The following is a 16945-nucleotide window of genomic DNA, read 5'->3' as shown; positions in this document are numbered from 1 at the left end:
GAACACGGCCTGTCGCGTCCGGTGCAGTTTCCCGCAACGGTCAGCCCGGGCACCCCTTTATTTGAAACTTTTGGTTTGGCCTGTCGAATGACCGAGAGGCCTAATCTGCGGATTATCCCACCTTACGTGAACGGCATCTCAACTATTCGGTAATCCTGGAGGTTAGGTATGTCCGCACTGAGAGTAGGCGTTATCGGAGCGAATGCAAAGACTGGCTGGGCCCGTGAATCTCACATCCCGGCCATACAAGCATTAGCAGGGCTGGAACTGGCGGCCGTCGCCACCAGCACACCGGAAACGGCCGCTGAAGCCGAAAGGGCGTTCGGGGTGCACGCGTACAGCAATGGCCTTGATCTTGCGAACGCTCCCGACATCGACATCGTCACCGTCGCCACGCGTGTTCCCGATCACCGTGACATGATCCTCGCAGCGCTCGCGAGCGGAAAGCATGTCTACAGCGAGTGGCCGCTCGGCCGTGGTTATGACGAGACGCAAGAGCTCCATCTGGCTGCAGAGGCAGCCAATCGCAAGACCGCTATCGGATTGCAGCTACGCGGAAGCCCGACCGTCAAACGTGCCAAAGAGCTTCTCGACGGCGGCGCCATGGGACGCATCCTCAGTGCAAACGTGTATTCGTCGACCGCGGGTTTCGGGCCAATCGTTCCTGAGCCGTATCTCTATCTCGAAGAGCCGGAGAATTTTGCTAATCTCATCACGATCCAGGGCGCCCATACCCTCGATCTCATTTCCACACTGTTTGGTGAGGCGGTCGTTTCGAACAGCTTGCCTTCGCGCCAGTACCCGACCATCGAGGCGGGGCAGGATCGGGCCGTCCGATGCCGGACCACTTATGATCATCTGCTGTTCCAAGGCCTTTCGGAAGACGGGGTGTCAGTTGCGGTCGAAATTGCAGGAGGTCGCGCGCCTGAGGCGCCATTGCGGCTTGAGATTGTTGGCGAGAAGGGCAAACTTAGCCTCAACGGGGGCACAGCGCGTGGCTTCCAGGCTGACCGTCTGTCGCTTTTCCTCAACAATCGGGAGCAGCATGTCGATGACGGTGAATTGAAGGGTTTCCCGGCTTCCGCGGTCAATGTTGGTGGGATCTATGCCGCCTTACGAGATGACATTTTAAACTCCAGCTCAACTGTCGCGGGATTCCAACAGGCGCTTGAGCTAACCAAAAAAATCGAAGCCGTTCTTGCCGCAGGCGATCTTACCGACTGAGCGTTTTGCAAACGCCGACGTCCAGTCGTCGCGGCGGCTTTGCGGCTGAGCCTGCCGAAAGAAAGAAACGAAGCTGACTGTTGAAGCCTCGCGCCCCCTGAAGCTGCTTCACGGTCGAGTGCTCGGTCGATATGAGACGTTAGCGTCTGGGCGGCGGCAGCACGCAACTCAGCCGTCGCTCGACTGACCGTGTTGGTTTTTAGGGGGAATTAGAACATGGCCGACCGGCTGACAAAGATGATTGCCTTCGTCAAGACGGCGGAGCTTGGCTCCTTCTCCGCAGCCAGTGCGGCGCTGGCTGTGTCGTCCCAGGTGATCGGGCGCCACGTGGGGGAGCTGGAGCAATCCCTCGGCGTGCCGCTGCTGACGCGAACAACCCGCTCTCAAACGCTGACCGAGGCCGGAAGGCTCTATCTCGAAGGATGCAAACGTGCGCTGGAAGCTGTTGACGCAGCCGACGCGATCGTCGCCGAGACGGCTCAGGAACCCCGAGGAACGCTTCGGATCACAGCGCCTGTCGAGATCGGCGCCGCCGTGCTGACCCCGAAGCTCCCAGAGTTCCTAACGATATACCCGCAGGTCAAGGTCGAGCTGGTGCTCGATGACCGCGTTATCGACCTTGTGGCCGAAAATTTCGATGTGTGTATCAGGATCGGAAAGCTTCCGGATTCGGGCCTTATCGCTCGCCCGATCACGCCGTTTCGCCTCGTGACATGCGCGTCTCCCGAGTACCTCCAAACGCACGGTGTACCGCAGGCCCTGGATGATCTCCCCGGTCACACTTGCGTCGATTACGCCTTTCATAACTACCCAGCGCCTTCAAACTGGACATTCACGGAGATGGATGGTGAAGAACGACAGGTCCAGCCTGGCGTCCGATTGACCGTCAACAACGGTCACGCCCTGGTCGAAGCCGCACTTGCCGGAGGCGGGATCATTCGGGCGAGCGAGTAGGCGGTTGCGCGCCATCTTGAAGCTGGTCGGCTTGTTCCGATCCTGGGCAAGTTCGCGTCAGGCGATCGGCCGATGCACATCGTTTATCCCGGCCAACGGATACGTCTCCCGAAGTTGCGGGCCTTCGTAGACTGGGTGATCAAGTCAATTCCGGCGAGCGGTTCAGATCCCTCATGACAGATATGCTCAGCCGCCGAGGCTTCTTTGATAGGTTCGCTCGCCGCATGCCGCAGATGCGGGCCAACCACTAAGGCGAAGATCCACCGCCCGTGGCAGGCGGTGGATAATACACCACACCGGCCTATTCCCGGAAGTCGGTGCTGCGTGTGACCTCTTCCCAGGCATCTGTCTCGGCGCGGATCTCATCGAGCTTCTTGCGCAATTGGTCGAGCGCGTCTCCGCCTATCAGCAGGTGAACCGGCGGGTCCTCTGCTGCAACAGCCTTGATGATGGCTTCAGCGCCGCGTGCGGGGTCGCCAATCTGTTTGCGGTGGCCGGCGGCGGTGCCTTCCCGGGATTTCCCCGCAGTCTCCTTGTAATCGTCGATGACGATCTGCGAAAACTTCATCGAGTCCGGGCCGCGAAAATCAGTCCTGAACGCGCCAGGCGCGACAACCGTGACGCCGATGCCGAGCCCGGCGACCTCTTTCGCCAGCGTTTCCGACATCGCCTCAAGCCCGAACTTGACCATATGGTAATAGCCAACGCCCGGATAGGTCACGTGGCCACCGATCGAGCTGACGTTGACGATGTGGCCGTGACGGCGTTCACGCATGCCGGGCAACACCGTTTTGATCAGGTTCACAGGTGCGAAGAGATCGGTCTCGAAAACGGCGCGCATTTCGGCGTCTTCACCCTCCTCGATCGCACCAAGGTATCCGTACCCGGCATTGTTGACGAGAACATCGACCCTGCCGAATCTGGCGATTGCCGTCTTGTAGGCTGCATTGATGTGGTCCTGCTTTGTGACATCCAACGGGGTCAAAAGCACGGCGTCGCCATGTTTAGCAGCAAGGTCTTGCAGCTGATCGATATTTCTTGCCGTCAAAACGGCACGGTAGCCAGCGGCAAGCACCTTCTCGGCGATTGCGCGTCCGAGGCCTCTTGAGGATCCGGTAATCAGCCATACGGCTTCTTTGCTAATCATCTTATCGTTCTCCGTAGATTGACCAGATCTATCTAGGAGCTGATAAAGCGTGTGATCAGGTAGGACAGATCGTAAGGCCCGTTGAATGAGATTGAACGATTATGCAATGAAGCTCGATGACATGGCCGCCTTCGCACGCGTCGCCCAGTTAGGAAACTTTACCCGCGCAGCCCTGGCTCTCGGCATGTCGACCTCGAACCTCAGCCATACAATCCGCCGTCTTGAAACGGCCGTGGGCCATCGACTTCTTCAGCGTAATAGCCGAAGCGTCTCCGTGACCGAAGCTGGCAAAACCCTTCTGGAGGCGGTGGAGCCCTCTCTCGTTAGTATTTATGATGCGCTGGAATCGCTCGACCAGAAACGGGATTTGGTATCGGGAACCCTTCGGCTGACCGCAACACGCCAGGCGTATGAGGCTGTCGTCAGACCCGTCTTGGTCGGCTTCAGTAAAGCCTATCCTCAGGCGACGATAGAAGTCTTGATCGACACGGCCTACCGAGACATCGTTGCGGACCAATTAGATGCCGGCATTCGGTTAGGAGAAAAGCTTCAGCAGGATATGATTGCCTTGAAGGTCGGGCCAGATCTGGCCATGGCCGTCGTGGCATCACCGGATTACCTTGAAAACAAGCCGGCAATCACTCAACCGGCCGATCTCACCGGCCACCGCTGCATCAACTACAAAATGGTGACGGCTGGATCGTTATACGCCTGGGAGTTTGAAAAAGACGGAAAGCCGCTGGAGGTAAGCGTTTCCGGGCCGCTGACCAGCAACGAGCCCGAGATTATGCTGAGCGCTGCACTGGACGGGGTCGGCGTTGGCTATCTTCTTGAACACGAAGTGGCGCCCTACCTGGAAAATGGAAAGCTTGTTCGTCTTCTCGCCGACTGGACGCCGCCGTTTCCTGGTTTTCATCTGTATTACCCGTCAAAACGGCAGATGCGGCCGACCCTGAGCGCATTTTTGGCGATGGTTCGCCAACATCGGTCGGTTGCGTAGGATCGGGGAGACAAGTTGGCGAGATTCTTTTCCTGCTCTTCGGCGCCGTGGCCTCGAGCCGCTTCGGGATCCTTCTTCCTCTTCCTACCATTGTGCCCCTGAACGGCTTCGTCAGATGCCAACAAGCTAGAACGCGAGCCTCATCGTTCCTCCATCAACGGGAATGGTCGCACCATTGATGTAACGCGCCCTGTCCGACGCCAGAAACGCAATCAGATTGGCAGCATCTTCCGGCTCGCCAAAATATCCCGCTGGAATATTGGCGTCGATAAAGCTCTGTCGCGACTCTGGCGTCGGATGCAAACGCTCGAGGATCTGGCGCGTGTTCAAGCGACCGGGAGCAATGCAATTCACAGTGACGCCTTTGCTTCCCCATTGCCCCGCCGCGGCCTTTGCCCAGCTTTCAAGAGCGGCCTTCGCGGGAGATGCCGCATTGAAGCTCTTTGCAAGGATGACTCCAGTTATGTTGATGATGCGACCCCAGCCGTTTTCTGCCATTGTCCGCCCGAGCTCCTCCCCAAGCTGTCGCGGGGAAACGAAGTTCAATTGGTAAGACTCGTCCCAAGCAGCTTTGTCGTTCGGTTGTTCCATCGGCCGGGAGCCGCCTGCATTGTTCAGGAGAACATCGACTCTGCCAGCAAAGACGATTGCGTCTTCGGCAAGTTTCATCGCGGCGTCAGGTTGAGAGAGATCGCCGGTGAGGATGTGCGGCGCAGGACCCCCTGCCTGTACGACGTCTTCCGAGAGAGATTGCAGCGCCGCCGCTGTTCTCGCGGTCGCAATCAACTGCGCACCTTTGGCCGCCAACGCCAGTGCTGCGGCTCGACCAATTCCCGAGCTAGCACCGGTGACCAGGCAGATACGGCCTTTCAGGTTCAAGTCCATTTTTCGCTTCTTCTGCTTATACGGTGAAAGCGATATGCTCGATGCCGAGCTGCCAAACTGTGCGGGTCAGTCTTCCGCGACCCTCGGACCGCGACGGGTGGCCGCGGCGGTCACCGAAATGCTTCACTTCAGGACTTTGTCGACGTGTGCGTCCACCCAACTTATGATGATGTTTGCGACGTCGATATTGTTCTTGTCCTGCATGAACATGTGGCTGTTCCCGTGCAGGCCGCCGCTCGGAAGCGAAACAAATGTGATGTCTCCGCCGGCCCCTGGACCTGAGCAATCTCTTTGTCGCAGCTCGCGCTTGGGTGCTCTCCCAGGTAGTCACCAACCATCACCAGCATCGGGATCTTGGCGAGCAGCCCTATCTGCTGGTCGGTGAGGTTCGCAAAACAGCCCGTTTCCAACTGGATAATGCCCTTGATGCCACCCTTTGCCTTCAGCACAGCCTGGGTGGGGAAGCCCGAAGATTGAGAATGGCCGACCAGGATGGCACCGCCGAGCTGATTCGCCAGGTCGGCGACATTTTCGACAGTGGGGTTGTCGGTCGTAGGTGTAATCAGTTCGGTCATCAGGCTGGGGACTTCTGTTTCGAACATGTCAGGGATGACTTGCTTGTAGAACTCATCGACGCGATCCAGCGGGAACTGTTGACCTGGATAAGGCTGGCCCTCGCGCGGGCCAAAGCGAAACACCTTCCATGCCATGTCCGATGTGCCTAGGTAGATCCGCGGCTGCTTTGACGGCGAAATCTTGCCACGGCCGACCTCGTTAAAGGCAGAGGGGTTGAATCCCGATCTCGCGCGGCCCGACTGTTCCGCCAGATAGGTCGGAAATCCTTTCCGAGTAAAATACTCGAACCAGCCCATTCGGCCGTCGGGCGTCGTCTCCCATTGTTTTGAAGACAACAGGCCGCCGTGCATGAAGACAATGGGGGTGTGCGATGGTTTGACGGGAACCTGAAACTGCACGTACATCTGCTCGACGGTGATCTTCCCGGCCTCGAATGATTCCCCGAACACTTCGCGAAAACTGCCCCAGCCGGCGTCCTCCGTCTGAATCGTCCGTCCCCCAATGAAGAAGCTCCCTGCCGCTCCAATACCAGCGGTCCGGCCGTGGCCGCGACGTCTGAAACCGCCTGAGCCGACACGGTCGCCGACAACAGCGTTAGGGCAAATAGGCAAACAGTCACGAGTTTCAAAATGGTGAGGCCGAAGGGTGGCAACTGCCAGCGGGTCGTCGTGTTCTTCATGTCCAGATTCCTTGTGTTCGTGGTTATGCGTGTGCATGCACGCGGCTCGCGCCGCACAGCGGCTAACCGACAGTCATTCCCCCGACAAATATGTTGACAACCAATGGAATTGCCGCTGCTAAGATGTCCGAACATTTACGACCAAAGGGCGCCAATCGATGAACCTGCAGCCTCACTCACATCTCACTGGCATCACCGCCTTTGTCGTGACGGTCGAGCTCGGCAGCTTCACAGCTGCCGCCGGGAAGATGGGGCTTTCAAAATCCGCAGTGGCGAAAAATCTCTCGCGGCTCGAGGAGCGGCTGGGTACTCGCCTGCTTGACAGGACCACCCGACGCCTCGGACTTACTGCTGATGGACGCGCGTATCATGAGACCTGCCTGCGCGTGCTTTCCGAGCTCGACAGCGCTGAGGCGCTGCTTGCCTCTCGCCAGCGGGTAGCATCGGGTACTCTCCGGGTCAGCCTTCCCGCGACCTTCGGACCTCGATGGGTGGTTCCCATGCTGGCGGAGGCACTAAAGCGCTATCCGCAGCTGACGCTGGACGCGTCGTTCAGCGACCGTCACGTCGATCTCATAGACGAGGGGTTTGACCTCGCCGTGCGGATCGGTGAGCTGGAGGACTCGGCGAGCCTGATGGCGAGAAAGATCGGCACTCAGACCTCTCAGGTCTGCGCCTCGCCGGAGTACCTCGCGCGACATGGCAGGCCGCAGAGGCCGGGTGATATCATGGAGCACGACTGCCTCGGCGAGACGCGCGGCGGAAAGATACTGCCCTGGTTCCTGCAAGACAAGGACAGTGAAACGGTCAGGGTCGACATCAGTCCTCGTCACATCATCACCAATGGGGATGCGCTACTAAACGCGGCAGTAGCCGGCGCTGGGCTGGCGTGTCTCCCGACGTGGTTGGTTAGTGCCGATCTCAGGGCGGGACGTTTGCAGGAGGTGCTCGCAACTTCGGCTACAAACGACCGGCCAATACACCTGGTCTGGCCGCGAGCCCGCGACATCCTGCCCAAGGTTCGCGTCGTCGTGGACGAGCTGGCTGGACGCTTCCTGCCGTCTCCACCATGGGTCGAGGCGGGCCTTGTGCGGCCTGCCGACCCGACGAGTCGATGAGGTTACACAAGGTGGTGGCGTGCCGGCTTTACGCGATGGGCCGAAGCCGGTCATCCAAGGCGCATATTCACGCCGCGCTTTCGTATCAATACGCCCAAGTGATTTCGGCTTGCGAACCACGTGCCTTAGGTTCGATACCGTTCAAGAGCCGAGGAACTTGGAAACGCGAGCATTGAGTGCCGATTCGACGAGCGTTAAAGCCGCGCAGCTTATGGAGGGTTGACTGCTTTGACTTCTACGGTCACGTCCATTGACAGGAAGGCGTCTGCCGCACCCATGAAGCTCCCTAAAACCGGAACGGCCCGGGCGATGTCGCGGGTCACGGCAACTGGGATGAGGTTGGCGCCCCCCATGCTGCGGTTCGTAGGATCGAACGTGATCCAGCCAGCGCCCGGGACGAAGACCTCTGCCCAGGCATGCGTTGATCCGCGGTCCGTCGACCCAGTGAGTGAACTGTCCGGATTGAATAGATAGCCTGAGACGATCCGGGCGCCAAAGCCGAGGCTGCGCACCGCCTCCACGAACAATACGGCAAAATTCCTACAAGAGCCCCAACCCCGATCAAGAGTGATCAACGGCGCCTGCGTGCCTTCCTGTTCTCGGCTCTGGTAAGAGATAGAGGAAGTAATACCAAGGCTGATATCCTTGAGGACGGACAGCGTATCCGTCGGCGTGCCGGCGACGAAGGCGCGTGCCCATGTCGCAAGCCGGAAGTCGATATCTTCGTACTGTTGAACCGCGAGCGCACCGAGATCAGTCCAATCACTGTCGATGTACAGGAAAGGATAGTTGATTGCCGACACCGCAATGTCGAAGACGGGCCATGCCGACGCCGTCAAATCGACCGTTGCCCTGCTGTCCACCACCAAACTATCGCTGGGGGTCTGGAATGTCGCTGAAGCGATCGCATTGCCGAATACGTCGTTCGATCAGGTCAGTTCAGCCTCGGGGGAAATGGAAATCTCATGGCTTAGCAGCTTGAGCTCGCGGCCTTCACGTGGCCTGAGCATAAGGCGGTGCTGCGACAGCGACACGTTCTTTCGAAAACTGTAGGTCGTACGATGATGAATGTTGAGCATCGGCATGAAAACGGACCCTAAAAGCTGATGGCGAGGCTGCTGATCCTGCGACAGGGCAAAGGCGATCCTTCCGCGCGCCGCACCGGCTCATTAACGCATCAATCCGGCGGCACGAAGCGCATCGTTGATCACCTTGCCGATGCCCCGTCCGCCCCGACTGCCGGCGTTGTGGACCGCGCTCGGCTCTGCATAATCGATTGCATTTCTGAAGACGTCTGTCTTCCTGCCTATACGGCCCTTCCTTGAAGGGCGATGTCGTACGCGAAGAGCAGGAGTTCGGGCCCTCGCGAGGACGTCACATCAGGCGATGGGTGAAATGCTGAAAAGGGGATCAGTCATCGCTGATGGATGGGAGATGCAGTTTCACCTCGCGTCGCTGCTTTTCATCGAGGGGCTCGATATGCTCCTTCCAGAAAGACGATGCCATGGCTGGTTCATCGTCCCACTTTCGCGTGCTGACGATGTTGTCGTCGACTTTCACCCGCCGACGCCCGCCGAGGCGCAGGTACTCCTCCGCCAGCCGCAGGGATGGCGTCTGAGCATCTTCGCGAATGGCGGTATCTTCGCTGTTCTTTTTCTGCTCCAGGAACACGACCAGCGCCTCACGCTCGGGACCGAACGGCAGCTGGTTGAGGAAAGCATCGACCGACGAACTTGTCTCGTGGCCGCCAGAGGATGCATTCCCCCGGTGGAGTACGAAAAGCCTGCTGGTCGCAGCGTCTTTTCCAACGAACCACTTGTCTCCATTCGAACTCGAAGCAAATTCTTGCATATCGGTCATGTCGTACTCCTCTTCTTCAGATGTCAGTTCATGAGACACGAAAAGCCACGGCCTATCGCATAAGTCTGGTCGCGACGATGATCGTGGATCTTTGAGTGTCGCAGATCGAGGCTTATGCCGGCGTCGCAAGCGCGTCGGTCGGACCTGTCGCCAATCAAGCGAGCCGGCGTGAAAGCGGGTAACCTGGCGCGTCGTAGAGCGCACGGATCTGGCTGTGACCATACCGCGCCTCGTCAATCTCCAACATAGAGCCACGCTGCTGGCTGTGTGGCATGTCTTCTACGGCGAAACGGAGGGCTTCGGCGGCTGTCTCGAACCGCCGATATCGAGGGCCGCTTATTCCAGCTTTCGACTTGCCGGCGTAAAGTCCAGCTTCGCCTGTATAATCGAACCGGGTCACGTGAGCGCCCTCGCGGCTGTGGAATGATGTGGGAAGGAGCGGGCGGCTTCTCTGACTGTTCGCTCGCTATCGCGCAGCTCGCGCTTGCGAAGCCGCATTCCGGTCCGGACGTTCAGAAGCTTTTCGGCATTGGAGCCGGCTTCGGCGCCAGCTACGCGAAACAGCGCCTCTGCGGATTTTCGGGTGGTGTAGTTTGTCATTGAGTCCTCGAATAATGAGCGCGGTGTCGGGCAATGCCATTGGCCTGACAGGCCCCGCCGAGCTATTTCTTGCTTACACTCGCCGCGTGGCCGTTGGTAAGCTTGACCTGCGCGCCAGATGGCGGAGCCGCCACCGCTGCGGTTTTGTCTTTCTTCGGTTTACGGATTTCTCGGTTGCTACGCATTTGGCCTTTGGCCATGGGTGTGTCCTCGGATTTGCTAAAGCGGGAGGAACGTCGTGCGCTGAAGTATCGTCCGCATGCGGGTTTTCCCGTCGACGCCAAAATCAGGAAATGCTCTCATCGCCGCCAAGGGCAAGTTCCGCTGAGCGTTTCGCGTGACCGGGGTCTCGAGAAGCGCGCGAAGCGTGGATTGTTCATGATATCTGAACGTACTTGTCCGAACCAGATTTTGTGAAACGTAACCGGAATACTCGTTGGAAGACATCGCGTCCTCCTCTCGTTTGGGTAAGGCCGCCCGGAAAGACAGCTATACCTATGATGCGGCTGCTACGTCTGCCATACGCCTGCCTCGCCGTTTGGGCAGGCTATTGTCATTCCTGCCTGCGATGCGCTCGGGCCGGATATTGCGGCGGTCGAAACCGGACCCATCCTTGCGGATGGTACAGATCCAGTCCTGTCACTGGGGCATAGCCAGTGTTGGCATGCCAATCTCTATGGCGAGAAAAACAAAAGGCCGGGCATGAACCCGACCTCTCACAGTCATTCAGCTTTGCTGCCAGTACATCCGTGGTCAGCGGTGCGAATGACCTTATTGCGCTGCCTGAAGGTTGTCGGCAGAGCTCTTGCCGGACTTGCGGTCCTGGACGATGTCATAGATGATCTTTTGACCATCCGAGAGCGAACGCATGCCGGCACGCTCAACCGCAGACACATGCACGAAGACATCCGTGCTGCCATTGTCAGGCTGTATGAGGCCGAAGCCTTTGGTGGAGTTAAACCACTTTACAGTACCAGTGTTCATAACGATTTCCTTTCGAATCAATCGTCGTGGTTCCCGCGATGCCTTGCGGGATGAGATCGATTATTTGAGAGGAAATCCGACGGGAGCATGAAGCTCTGGAACGACGTCACAAGCATTGGTCGATAGGAAACATATAAGCTCAATTTTTGGTTTTGCAATGGCTATTTCGAATTCCCCCGACTTTCTGTTGAGTTTGCCGTATGTCGAACCATGTAGGGCGCGGCGTCGCGTTTCGGCAGCCCGCCGGAATCCAATTCGTCGATGAGTAGAAATCGCGCCCCCAAAGCCCACTTGTTCCTGCACGCGACCGGACTTATTGCCCGATCCCGCTCGCGGCAGCGTCGTTGAGAAGCGTGGTCAATGCGGTGACAAGCTGGGCATGAACGAAGGGTTTCTGCAGCAGAACGCTGTTTGGAACGCCTTGAGCTGCCCACTCCTTGGCGCTGTCTCCAGTCATATAGATCACTGGCATGAGCGGCTGCAATTCCCGAGCCCGGCGCGCCAGATCCCAACCGTTTTCTTCTCCTGGCATCCTTACGTCGGTTATCAGTGCGCAAAAACGAGCCGAGTCCTCCTCCAAAGCACGGATAGCCTCGTCAGCGTTCGATACTGAAAGGTGCTCGAATCCCGCTTCCGTCACAACATCTTCGAGATTTGCTTGAATGAGGGGTTCATCTTCAGCCAGGAGAACAAGCAGCTTGCTCCCGTCGCCGCTGATGACTTTTTGAGATGTGTCGTCGGAACCATCGACCATGAGCACGTCCTGCATGGGCAGGCGGGAGCTCTCAGCCCTCAGCCGCCAGCGCCTACGAATTCGTTTGCTGACGATGACGAACACATAGAGCATTGCGGTGAATTGTCCATCTCCCATGAGCACGATGTCAGGGACTTTCAGCGTCATGTTTCATGCATTCATAGGGCTTCATCCTTGCTAGACTGACCGGGATTGGGCGAGCTAGCAGGGCGCTTCCAGGCGGGCGGTATCGATCACGTACTTCCTGACGGCGCTGCTTAAATCCGTGAATCTGGGTACGTTTCCAGTGAAGCTAGATCTGGCTCGCCGGTTTCCCAGCGACTCGGCGTACCGGTGAGTGCGGTTTTCTGATCGCCGATGAGGCGAAGAAGCACGGCCTTCCCGGTCGAGAAGGCCAACTGATAGCTGTTGATTTTCAGAGCGTTGGGCGCAGACCGCGTGTCGGGCTGATGCTCTCCAGCAGGGATGCAACGTGCAGGATTGTTGATTCTGCCTGCCATTTGCCGACGATCTGGACGTTGATCGGCAGACCGTCTTTGCTGGTGCCGAACCGCATTGATCGGCGGCCAACGCTTCCGTACGAATGCGGCGAGGCGGATCCCATCCATCGTGCCCGGCATATCGACGTCGGTGAAAACGAGTGCGATTTCCGGATGTCGTTCGATAATTGCTATTGCTTCGTCGGCAGAGCCTGCCTCAAAGACAACGAACCCCTCATCCTCCAGGTCGGCGGCGATCGACAGACGAAGAAGAGGCTCGTCATCGACGACGAGCACGACAACAGGCTCCGTGGGCATACGCGGCTCGCTTCTTGAAAGAGAATGCTCCCGAGGCTTAGCGCGAGCTGATATGTCATTTGACATACCTATGCCTCAGGGTTGGAAATCCAGTAACGAACGGGTTAATCTGATCGACACCCCTTGCGTTACTCAGGAGATGGTTCGGCTGCCTCAGAACCGGGTGTCGAGTTTCACGGCTTCTGTTCAATGCCATCTGCATCATCCGTTTTTCTGTGGCCCTTTGACCGCTCAATATTTTCCTCTGCGCGTTTTTTGAGCGTTCCCGATCTTGGTCGGCGGTGTCAGGATTGCTTCGAGCGGCGTCGCTGCCGAGATCTTTGTCTTTGGTCATTTGAAGTGCCTCTATCGACCGCTGATCGACGGCAGGTGAACTATGACGTCGCGCTGCTCTTTCTCACTCAGAGTCGCCACGTGCGTTTGCCAATACGCGTCCGCTTCTTAGGGGTCATCCTCTCAGCTTCTGGTGCTGACAATGTTGTCGTCGATCATTGCCTGCCGCCTGCCGCCAAGACGCAAGTGTTCAGTCGCGATCTTCAGACCGGGTATCGGTCTCGTCCGGTTTCAACTGATCCTCTATTTCATCGCGTGATTGGCCAAGGACCTGGAGGAGAGCAGCATGCTCCGGTTTGCCGGCGCGCTCCTCAAGAAACGCGGCGAGCGCAGTGCGGGTTTCGTGGCCACCGGATGGTTCATTGGCTTTATGGATGACGGTCATGTCGCCGTCGAGGACCTCCAGAGACCAGCGGTCACCATTGCTGCTGACGGAAAATTCCTTTGCTTCACTCATATTTGGTTGCTTCCTTGCCGGTGAAAAAATGCGCCCAGACATCACTTTCGCACGCCAGGTCGCGGGATTAGCCCGTCAGGCTAAGCGCGGCGAAGCGCCCTAAGCGCTTCTGTTTTCTTGCTCCTAGCCGCGGCCAGAGCAGCTTAGCAAAAATAAAGCGGGTCGGAGCGAATTTGCTCCGACCCATCATTTTCATTCATTCACAGCCCGGCTCAGGCTTTGTCGACAACGCCTTTCACGGCGTCCTTGGCGTGCCCCTTCGCCTGCTGAGCATCGCCTTTCGCCTCTTGGGCAGCAGCTTTGGCCTCCAAGCTCTTGTTGTCGGTGGCGTCACCAACAGCCTGTTTGGCTTTGCCCGTCAGCTCATTGGCCTTGCCGGAAACTTTATCGGATGTCGAACCCATTTTCGGTCCTCCTTTGAGAGCGGTACGCGCGACCTCGGAGTCGCTACCCGGTCAGTCGCCGGGAAAGTCCATCTTCGGTAGCTTAACGACCCGCTCCTGTTCGAAATGCACCGCTCGCCCTATCGTTCCGCCAGTTTTGGTAGGAAAGCGCATTTATCTCAGCTACGCCTCTGAATTGATCAGTGCTTTCAAGGCTTACAAACCGGAAATTCGAAATTGCGACGGTCAGCAATTTCCAGAGGCGAGCAACTGACATCGGAAAGCTCACGTGTTCGAAGCCCAAATTAGCGGGCGGCATGAAGGTAATATACACGCTTAGACTGCCGCCAGCAGATTGGCAGCTTTTGAGGAAATATGATGACAATAGACGTCGAAAAAGTCAGGCGCGAGACGCCCGGTGTTCTGCATCGCATCCACCTGAACAATGCTGGCTCGGGATTGATGCCATAGGTGGTCTTGGACGCCATGCTCGGTTACCTGTCCCGCGAGACCGAGATTGGTGGTTACGAAGCTGCCGGCGAGGCGGCCACAGACCTGGATGGCGTCTACGACAGCGTCGCTCGCCTCTTGGGCGCCAGTCGCGATGAGATTGCGCTCACGGAAAACGCGACCGTGGCGTGGCAGCTCGCTTTCTACGCCCTGTCTTTCCGACTAGGAGACCGTATCCTAACAACGCGAGCGGAATATGCCGCGAACTATGTCGCCTTCCTGCAGGTGTCCAGGCGCACGGGCGCCGTTATAGACGTCATTCCGGACGATTCTGACGTGTATTGGATCCCCAGGCCCTCGAGAAGATGATCGATGAACGCGTCAAGCTCATCGCAATTACCTGGGTGCCGACCAACGGTGGGCTTCGCAATCCAGCCGCAGCGGTGGGCGCGATTGCACGGCGCCACGGTATAGTCTTTCTGCTCGATGCGTGCCAAGCCGTTGGTCAGATGCCCACACGAGTGGATGAACTCGGCTGCGATATCCTGACCGCGACCGGTCGTAAATTCCCGCGCGGTCCACGCGGTACCGGATTTCTGTATATCCGCCGTGATCTGATGCTTACGATGGAACCCCTTATGATTGATCACTTTGCCGCCCCATGGGTTGCCCCTGACCGCTACGAATTGCGTGCCGATGCCCGGCGTTTTGAGACCTGGGAAAACAACTACGCCGCTCGCCTTGGACTGGGACGCGCTATCGACTACGCACTGCAGCTAGGGCTGGACGATATCGAGGCGCACTGCAGCATCCTATCCGCCCGTTTGCGGGAAGGACTGCGAGTATTGCCCGGGATTGTCGTTCATGACCTTGGTCGCAGCCCAGTCTCGATTGTTTCGTTCTCGATCGAGAAACGCGATGCGACGAGCGCAAAGGCGGAGCTTTCACAATTGGGGTATAACGTCAGTGTATCCGCACCCTCAAGCACACTGCTTGACGCAACGGCGCGCCATTTGCCCGCGGTGGTTCGAGCATCTCCGCATTATTATAATACCGAAGACGAAATCGACAGCTTCGTCAGAGCGGTCGCCGCCCTCTGCAGGAAATGACCCTGCAATTCGCCTATCGCGGCGATCTCGAGGGCGTTCGCAAACTTGACTAACGATCGAGCACACTCAAAGGACCGCCTGCCCACTGGAGAAGGCCGTGCGGGATCGTCCGTCGCGTTCAGAGCTGGGGCCGCATGCCGCGCGTTGGGCTGACGCTCTCCGGCAGGGATGCGATATGCAGGATTGTTGACTCGGCCTGCCATTTGCCGACGATCTGGACGTTGATCGGCAGACATTCTTTGCTGGTGCCAAACCGCATCGAGACGCCAACAATCAATTGACCAGAGGGCTCCCAGAGCTTACACCCGAACTCTGCCTGTACGTCCAAGGCTCACAGCGAAAAAGGAATCACATGGACGTAAAATATAGCAACGCACGAGCCCAGTTCTTCTCCGCGGTTCGCGCACTCGCCACTTCGGCTGACAGCATTCAAAATCGACTGATCGAGGCCAATGACAGTATTCTGGCCGTCACGCTTGACGAGTTTGAAGGCGATCCGGAACTCAAAATCAAGTTTGCGAGAATTCTCGATCTTCTGGCCGTTGACCGTGACGAAATCGAAGTCGCCGCAGTCGAAAACACAGCCCATATGAGCGAGATCGAAGCGACCAAAATCGCAGAGCTGATCTGCGAATTCTTCTACGAGCTTGGATAGGCGGATCGCGATTTTTGGGTCGCTTGCCTGATGGCCAATACGATGCTGGAGGTCGGCTCACATCCAGATCTGATCCCAATCCTGTCAGGCGGGGCACGCCCGCCGATCTATCTGACACTGCTGAAATTTAGAACAGATTACTTTCGTCTAGGTTTGAGCTTTACCGTAACTACCTTTGGATGATCGCCGACACGCTCGACATCGAGGATCCCGGAAGCCTCTGCGAGATCGCTCAGCCGGGCGAAGCCGTAGTTGCGAGCGTCGAAATCTGGTGCTTGTTTGGCGAGATGAGCTCCGACTCGTCCAAGATGTGCGCGGCCATCGTCATCTGCCGACGCGGCCACCGCCTTCTCAAGCATCTGCAGGGCCGCTTCATCGAGCCTTCCCTTAGTGTACGCTGATGGCGCAGCCGCCTTCTCCGGCTCCGCTTTCTGAGGAGTGGGGGCCTTCTTCCCGGCTCGGACTGCCGCGACTCCGCGCTCTGGTGCTGAGCCAACGGGTGCCTCATCAACCTGCTCCCCGAGCACATCGAAATAGACGAACTTGTCGCAGGCGGTGATGAACGGGCGAGGTGTCTTGCGCTCTCCAAAACCGTAGACTGTAACGCCCTGTTCACGGATCCGCGCCGCAAGCCGGGCGAAATCGCTGTCGCTGGAAACGATGCAGAAGCCGGAGAAGCGACCAGTATAAAGCAGGTCCATAGCGTCGATAATCATTGCGCCGTCGGTGGCATTTTTCCCCGTCGTATAGGCAAACTGTTGGATCGGCTGGATGGAGTGCTCAAGCAGGCTTGCCTTCCATCCGTTCAGACTGGGCTTGGTCCAATCGCCGTAGATGCGTCTGACGCTGGCTGTACCATAATTGGCGATCTCAGCCAACAAGCCGGTGAAGATTTTCGGGCTTGCGTTATCGCCGTCGATGAGAAGGGCAAGGGTATCCTGGCTCATATCCTGACTCGCTTCCTCTGGGTATTGGCCGCG

At 57.9% G+C, this 16945-nt stretch carries 15 protein-coding genes and 4 pseudogenes; 6 read left to right on the top strand and 13 right to left on the bottom strand.

What is annotated here, in order from left to right; all coding sequences use genetic code 11:
* Positions 1 to 168: 168 nt before the first annotated feature.
* Both HGP17_RS11450 and HGP17_RS11445 read left to right on the top strand, forming a co-directional pair.
* Complete coding sequence (locus tag HGP17_RS11450) at positions 169 to 1224, top strand: Gfo/Idh/MocA family oxidoreductase (protein ID WP_168808916.1); 1056 nt, start codon at positions 169 to 171, stop codon at positions 1222 to 1224.
* Between the two features lie 216 nt (positions 1225 to 1440).
* On the top strand, positions 1441 to 2178 hold the full coding sequence (locus HGP17_RS11445; RefSeq protein WP_168808915.1) for a LysR family transcriptional regulator: 738 nt from the start codon (positions 1441 to 1443) through the stop codon (positions 2176 to 2178).
* Between the two features lie 301 nt (positions 2179 to 2479).
* Here HGP17_RS11445 and HGP17_RS11440 read toward each other — a convergent pair whose 3' ends face one another.
* Positions 2480 to 3325, bottom strand: coding sequence for an oxidoreductase (locus tag HGP17_RS11440; protein ID WP_168808913.1), 846 nt, complete (start codon positions 3323 to 3325; stop codon positions 2480 to 2482).
* 106 nt (positions 3326 to 3431) lie between these two features.
* Here HGP17_RS11440 and HGP17_RS11435 point away from each other — a divergent pair, with 106 nt between their 5' ends.
* Positions 3432 to 4325, top strand: coding sequence for a LysR family transcriptional regulator (locus tag HGP17_RS11435; protein ID WP_168808911.1), 894 nt, complete (start codon positions 3432 to 3434; stop codon positions 4323 to 4325).
* Positions 4326 to 4451: 126 nt separating this feature from the next.
* Here HGP17_RS11435 and HGP17_RS11430 read toward each other — a convergent pair whose 3' ends face one another.
* Positions 4452 to 5210, bottom strand: coding sequence for an SDR family oxidoreductase (locus HGP17_RS11430; RefSeq protein ID WP_168808909.1), 759 nt, complete (start codon positions 5208 to 5210; stop codon positions 4452 to 4454).
* A gap of 161 nt (positions 5211 to 5371) precedes the next feature.
* Positions 5372 to 6502: a hypothetical protein gene (locus HGP17_RS11425; protein WP_168808907.1), complete on the bottom strand. Its 1131-nt coding sequence runs from the start codon at positions 6500 to 6502 to the stop codon at positions 5372 to 5374.
* A gap of 121 nt (positions 6503 to 6623) precedes the next feature.
* Between HGP17_RS11425 and HGP17_RS11420 the strand changes: the two genes are divergently transcribed.
* The gene (locus tag HGP17_RS11420) at positions 6624 to 7583 is read left to right on the top strand and encodes a LysR substrate-binding domain-containing protein (protein ID WP_168808904.1); all 960 of its coding nucleotides are present in this window, start codon (positions 6624 to 6626) and stop codon (positions 7581 to 7583) included.
* 209 nt (positions 7584 to 7792) lie between these two features.
* Here the strand turns inward: HGP17_RS11420 and HGP17_RS11415 are convergent.
* The 9 genes and pseudogenes from HGP17_RS11415 to HGP17_RS11380 form a co-directional block, all read right to left on the bottom strand.
* Positions 7793 to 8668: pseudogene (locus HGP17_RS11415) on the bottom strand (transglutaminase family protein).
* Between the two features lie 325 nt (positions 8669 to 8993).
* A complete protein-coding gene (locus HGP17_RS33605) occupies positions 8994 to 9443 on the bottom strand; it encodes a hypothetical protein (RefSeq protein ID WP_246704025.1) in 450 nt (149 codons plus the stop codon).
* Positions 9444 to 9839: 396 nt separating this feature from the next.
* Complete coding sequence (locus tag HGP17_RS11405; RefSeq protein ID WP_168808902.1) at positions 9840 to 10043, bottom strand: hypothetical protein; 204 nt, start codon at positions 10041 to 10043, stop codon at positions 9840 to 9842.
* A 771-nt stretch (positions 10044 to 10814) separates the two neighbouring features.
* Complete coding sequence (locus tag HGP17_RS11400) at positions 10815 to 11027, bottom strand: cold-shock protein (RefSeq protein ID WP_168808900.1); 213 nt, start codon at positions 11025 to 11027, stop codon at positions 10815 to 10817.
* 313 nt (positions 11028 to 11340) lie between these two features.
* Positions 11341 to 11928, bottom strand: coding sequence for a response regulator (locus HGP17_RS11395; protein ID WP_246704024.1), 588 nt, complete (start codon positions 11926 to 11928; stop codon positions 11341 to 11343).
* A 268-nt stretch (positions 11929 to 12196) separates the two neighbouring features.
* Positions 12197 to 12340 (bottom strand): annotated as a pseudogene (locus HGP17_RS34015) (amidase); the annotation flags it as partial.
* A pseudogene (locus HGP17_RS11390) lies at positions 12339 to 12578 on the bottom strand (response regulator); the annotation flags it as partial. The pseudogenes HGP17_RS34015 and HGP17_RS11390, both read right to left, overlap by 2 nt.
* 523 nt (positions 12579 to 13101) lie before the next feature.
* Positions 13102 to 13368, bottom strand: a complete 267-nt coding sequence (locus HGP17_RS11385; protein ID WP_168808898.1) for a hypothetical protein — start codon at positions 13366 to 13368, stop codon at positions 13102 to 13104.
* A gap of 212 nt (positions 13369 to 13580) precedes the next feature.
* A complete protein-coding gene (locus tag HGP17_RS11380) occupies positions 13581 to 13772 on the bottom strand; it encodes a CsbD family protein (RefSeq protein ID WP_168808896.1) in 192 nt (63 codons plus the stop codon).
* A 357-nt stretch (positions 13773 to 14129) separates the two neighbouring features.
* Here HGP17_RS11380 and HGP17_RS11375 point away from each other — a divergent pair.
* A pseudogene (locus tag HGP17_RS11375) lies at positions 14130 to 15310 on the top strand (aminotransferase class V-fold PLP-dependent enzyme).
* Between the two features lie 352 nt (positions 15311 to 15662).
* Positions 15663 to 15965: a hypothetical protein gene (locus HGP17_RS11370; protein ID WP_168808895.1), complete on the top strand. Its 303-nt coding sequence runs from the start codon at positions 15663 to 15665 to the stop codon at positions 15963 to 15965.
* A 137-nt stretch (positions 15966 to 16102) separates the two neighbouring features.
* Here HGP17_RS11370 and HGP17_RS11365 read toward each other — a convergent pair whose 3' ends face one another.
* Entirely contained in the window at positions 16103 to 16912 is an 810-nt protein-coding gene (locus tag HGP17_RS11365) for an NYN domain-containing protein (RefSeq protein ID WP_168808893.1), read from the bottom strand.
* Positions 16913 to 16945 lie beyond the last annotated feature (33 nt).

This window comes from Rhizobium sp. P38BS-XIX, from assembly GCF_012641435.1.
GTDB lineage: Bacteria > Pseudomonadota > Alphaproteobacteria > Rhizobiales > Rhizobiaceae > Rhizobium.
The sequence above is the reverse complement of the archived record's forward strand: the minus strand, read 5'-3'. Positions and strand labels throughout refer to the sequence as shown.

Excerpts from the sequence above, each read along its gene's own strand:
- HGP17_RS11445 (WP_168808915.1), top strand. The coding sequence starts at position 1,441 with ATGGCCGACCGGCTGACAAAGATGATTGCCTTCGTCAAGACGGCGGAG.
- HGP17_RS11405 (WP_168808902.1), bottom strand. The coding sequence starts at position 10,043 with ATGACAAACTACACCACCCGAAAATCCGCAGAGGCGCTGTTTCGCGTA.
- HGP17_RS11430 (WP_168808909.1), bottom strand. The coding sequence starts at position 5,210 with ATGGACTTGAACCTGAAAGGCCGTATCTGCCTGGTCACCGGTGCTAGC.
- HGP17_RS11425 (WP_168808907.1), bottom strand. The coding sequence starts at position 6,502 with ATGCACACGCATAACCACGAACACAAGGAATCTGGACATGAAGAACAC.
- HGP17_RS11395 (WP_246704024.1), bottom strand. The coding sequence starts at position 11,928 with ATGACGCTGAAAGTCCCTGACATCGTGCTCATGGGAGATGGACAATTC.
- HGP17_RS11385 (WP_168808898.1), bottom strand. The coding sequence starts at position 13,368 with ATGAGTGAAGCAAAGGAATTTTCCGTCAGCAGCAATGGTGACCGCTGG.
- HGP17_RS33605 (WP_246704025.1), bottom strand. The coding sequence starts at position 9,443 with ATGACCGATATGCAAGAATTTGCTTCGAGTTCGAATGGAGACAAGTGG.
- HGP17_RS11435 (WP_168808911.1), top strand. The coding sequence starts at position 3,432 with ATGAAGCTCGATGACATGGCCGCCTTCGCACGCGTCGCCCAGTTAGGA.
- HGP17_RS11400 (WP_168808900.1), bottom strand. The coding sequence starts at position 11,027 with ATGAACACTGGTACTGTAAAGTGGTTTAACTCCACCAAAGGCTTCGGC.
- HGP17_RS11420 (WP_168808904.1), top strand. The coding sequence starts at position 6,624 with ATGAACCTGCAGCCTCACTCACATCTCACTGGCATCACCGCCTTTGTC.
- HGP17_RS11365 (WP_168808893.1), bottom strand. The coding sequence starts at position 16,912 with ATGAGCCAGGATACCCTTGCCCTTCTCATCGACGGCGATAACGCAAGC.
- HGP17_RS11370 (WP_168808895.1), top strand. The coding sequence starts at position 15,663 with ATGGACGTAAAATATAGCAACGCACGAGCCCAGTTCTTCTCCGCGGTT.
- HGP17_RS11450 (WP_168808916.1), top strand. The coding sequence starts at position 169 with ATGTCCGCACTGAGAGTAGGCGTTATCGGAGCGAATGCAAAGACTGGC.
- HGP17_RS11380 (WP_168808896.1), bottom strand. The coding sequence starts at position 13,772 with ATGGGTTCGACATCCGATAAAGTTTCCGGCAAGGCCAATGAGCTGACG.
- HGP17_RS11440 (WP_168808913.1), bottom strand. The coding sequence starts at position 3,325 with ATGATTAGCAAAGAAGCCGTATGGCTGATTACCGGATCCTCAAGAGGC.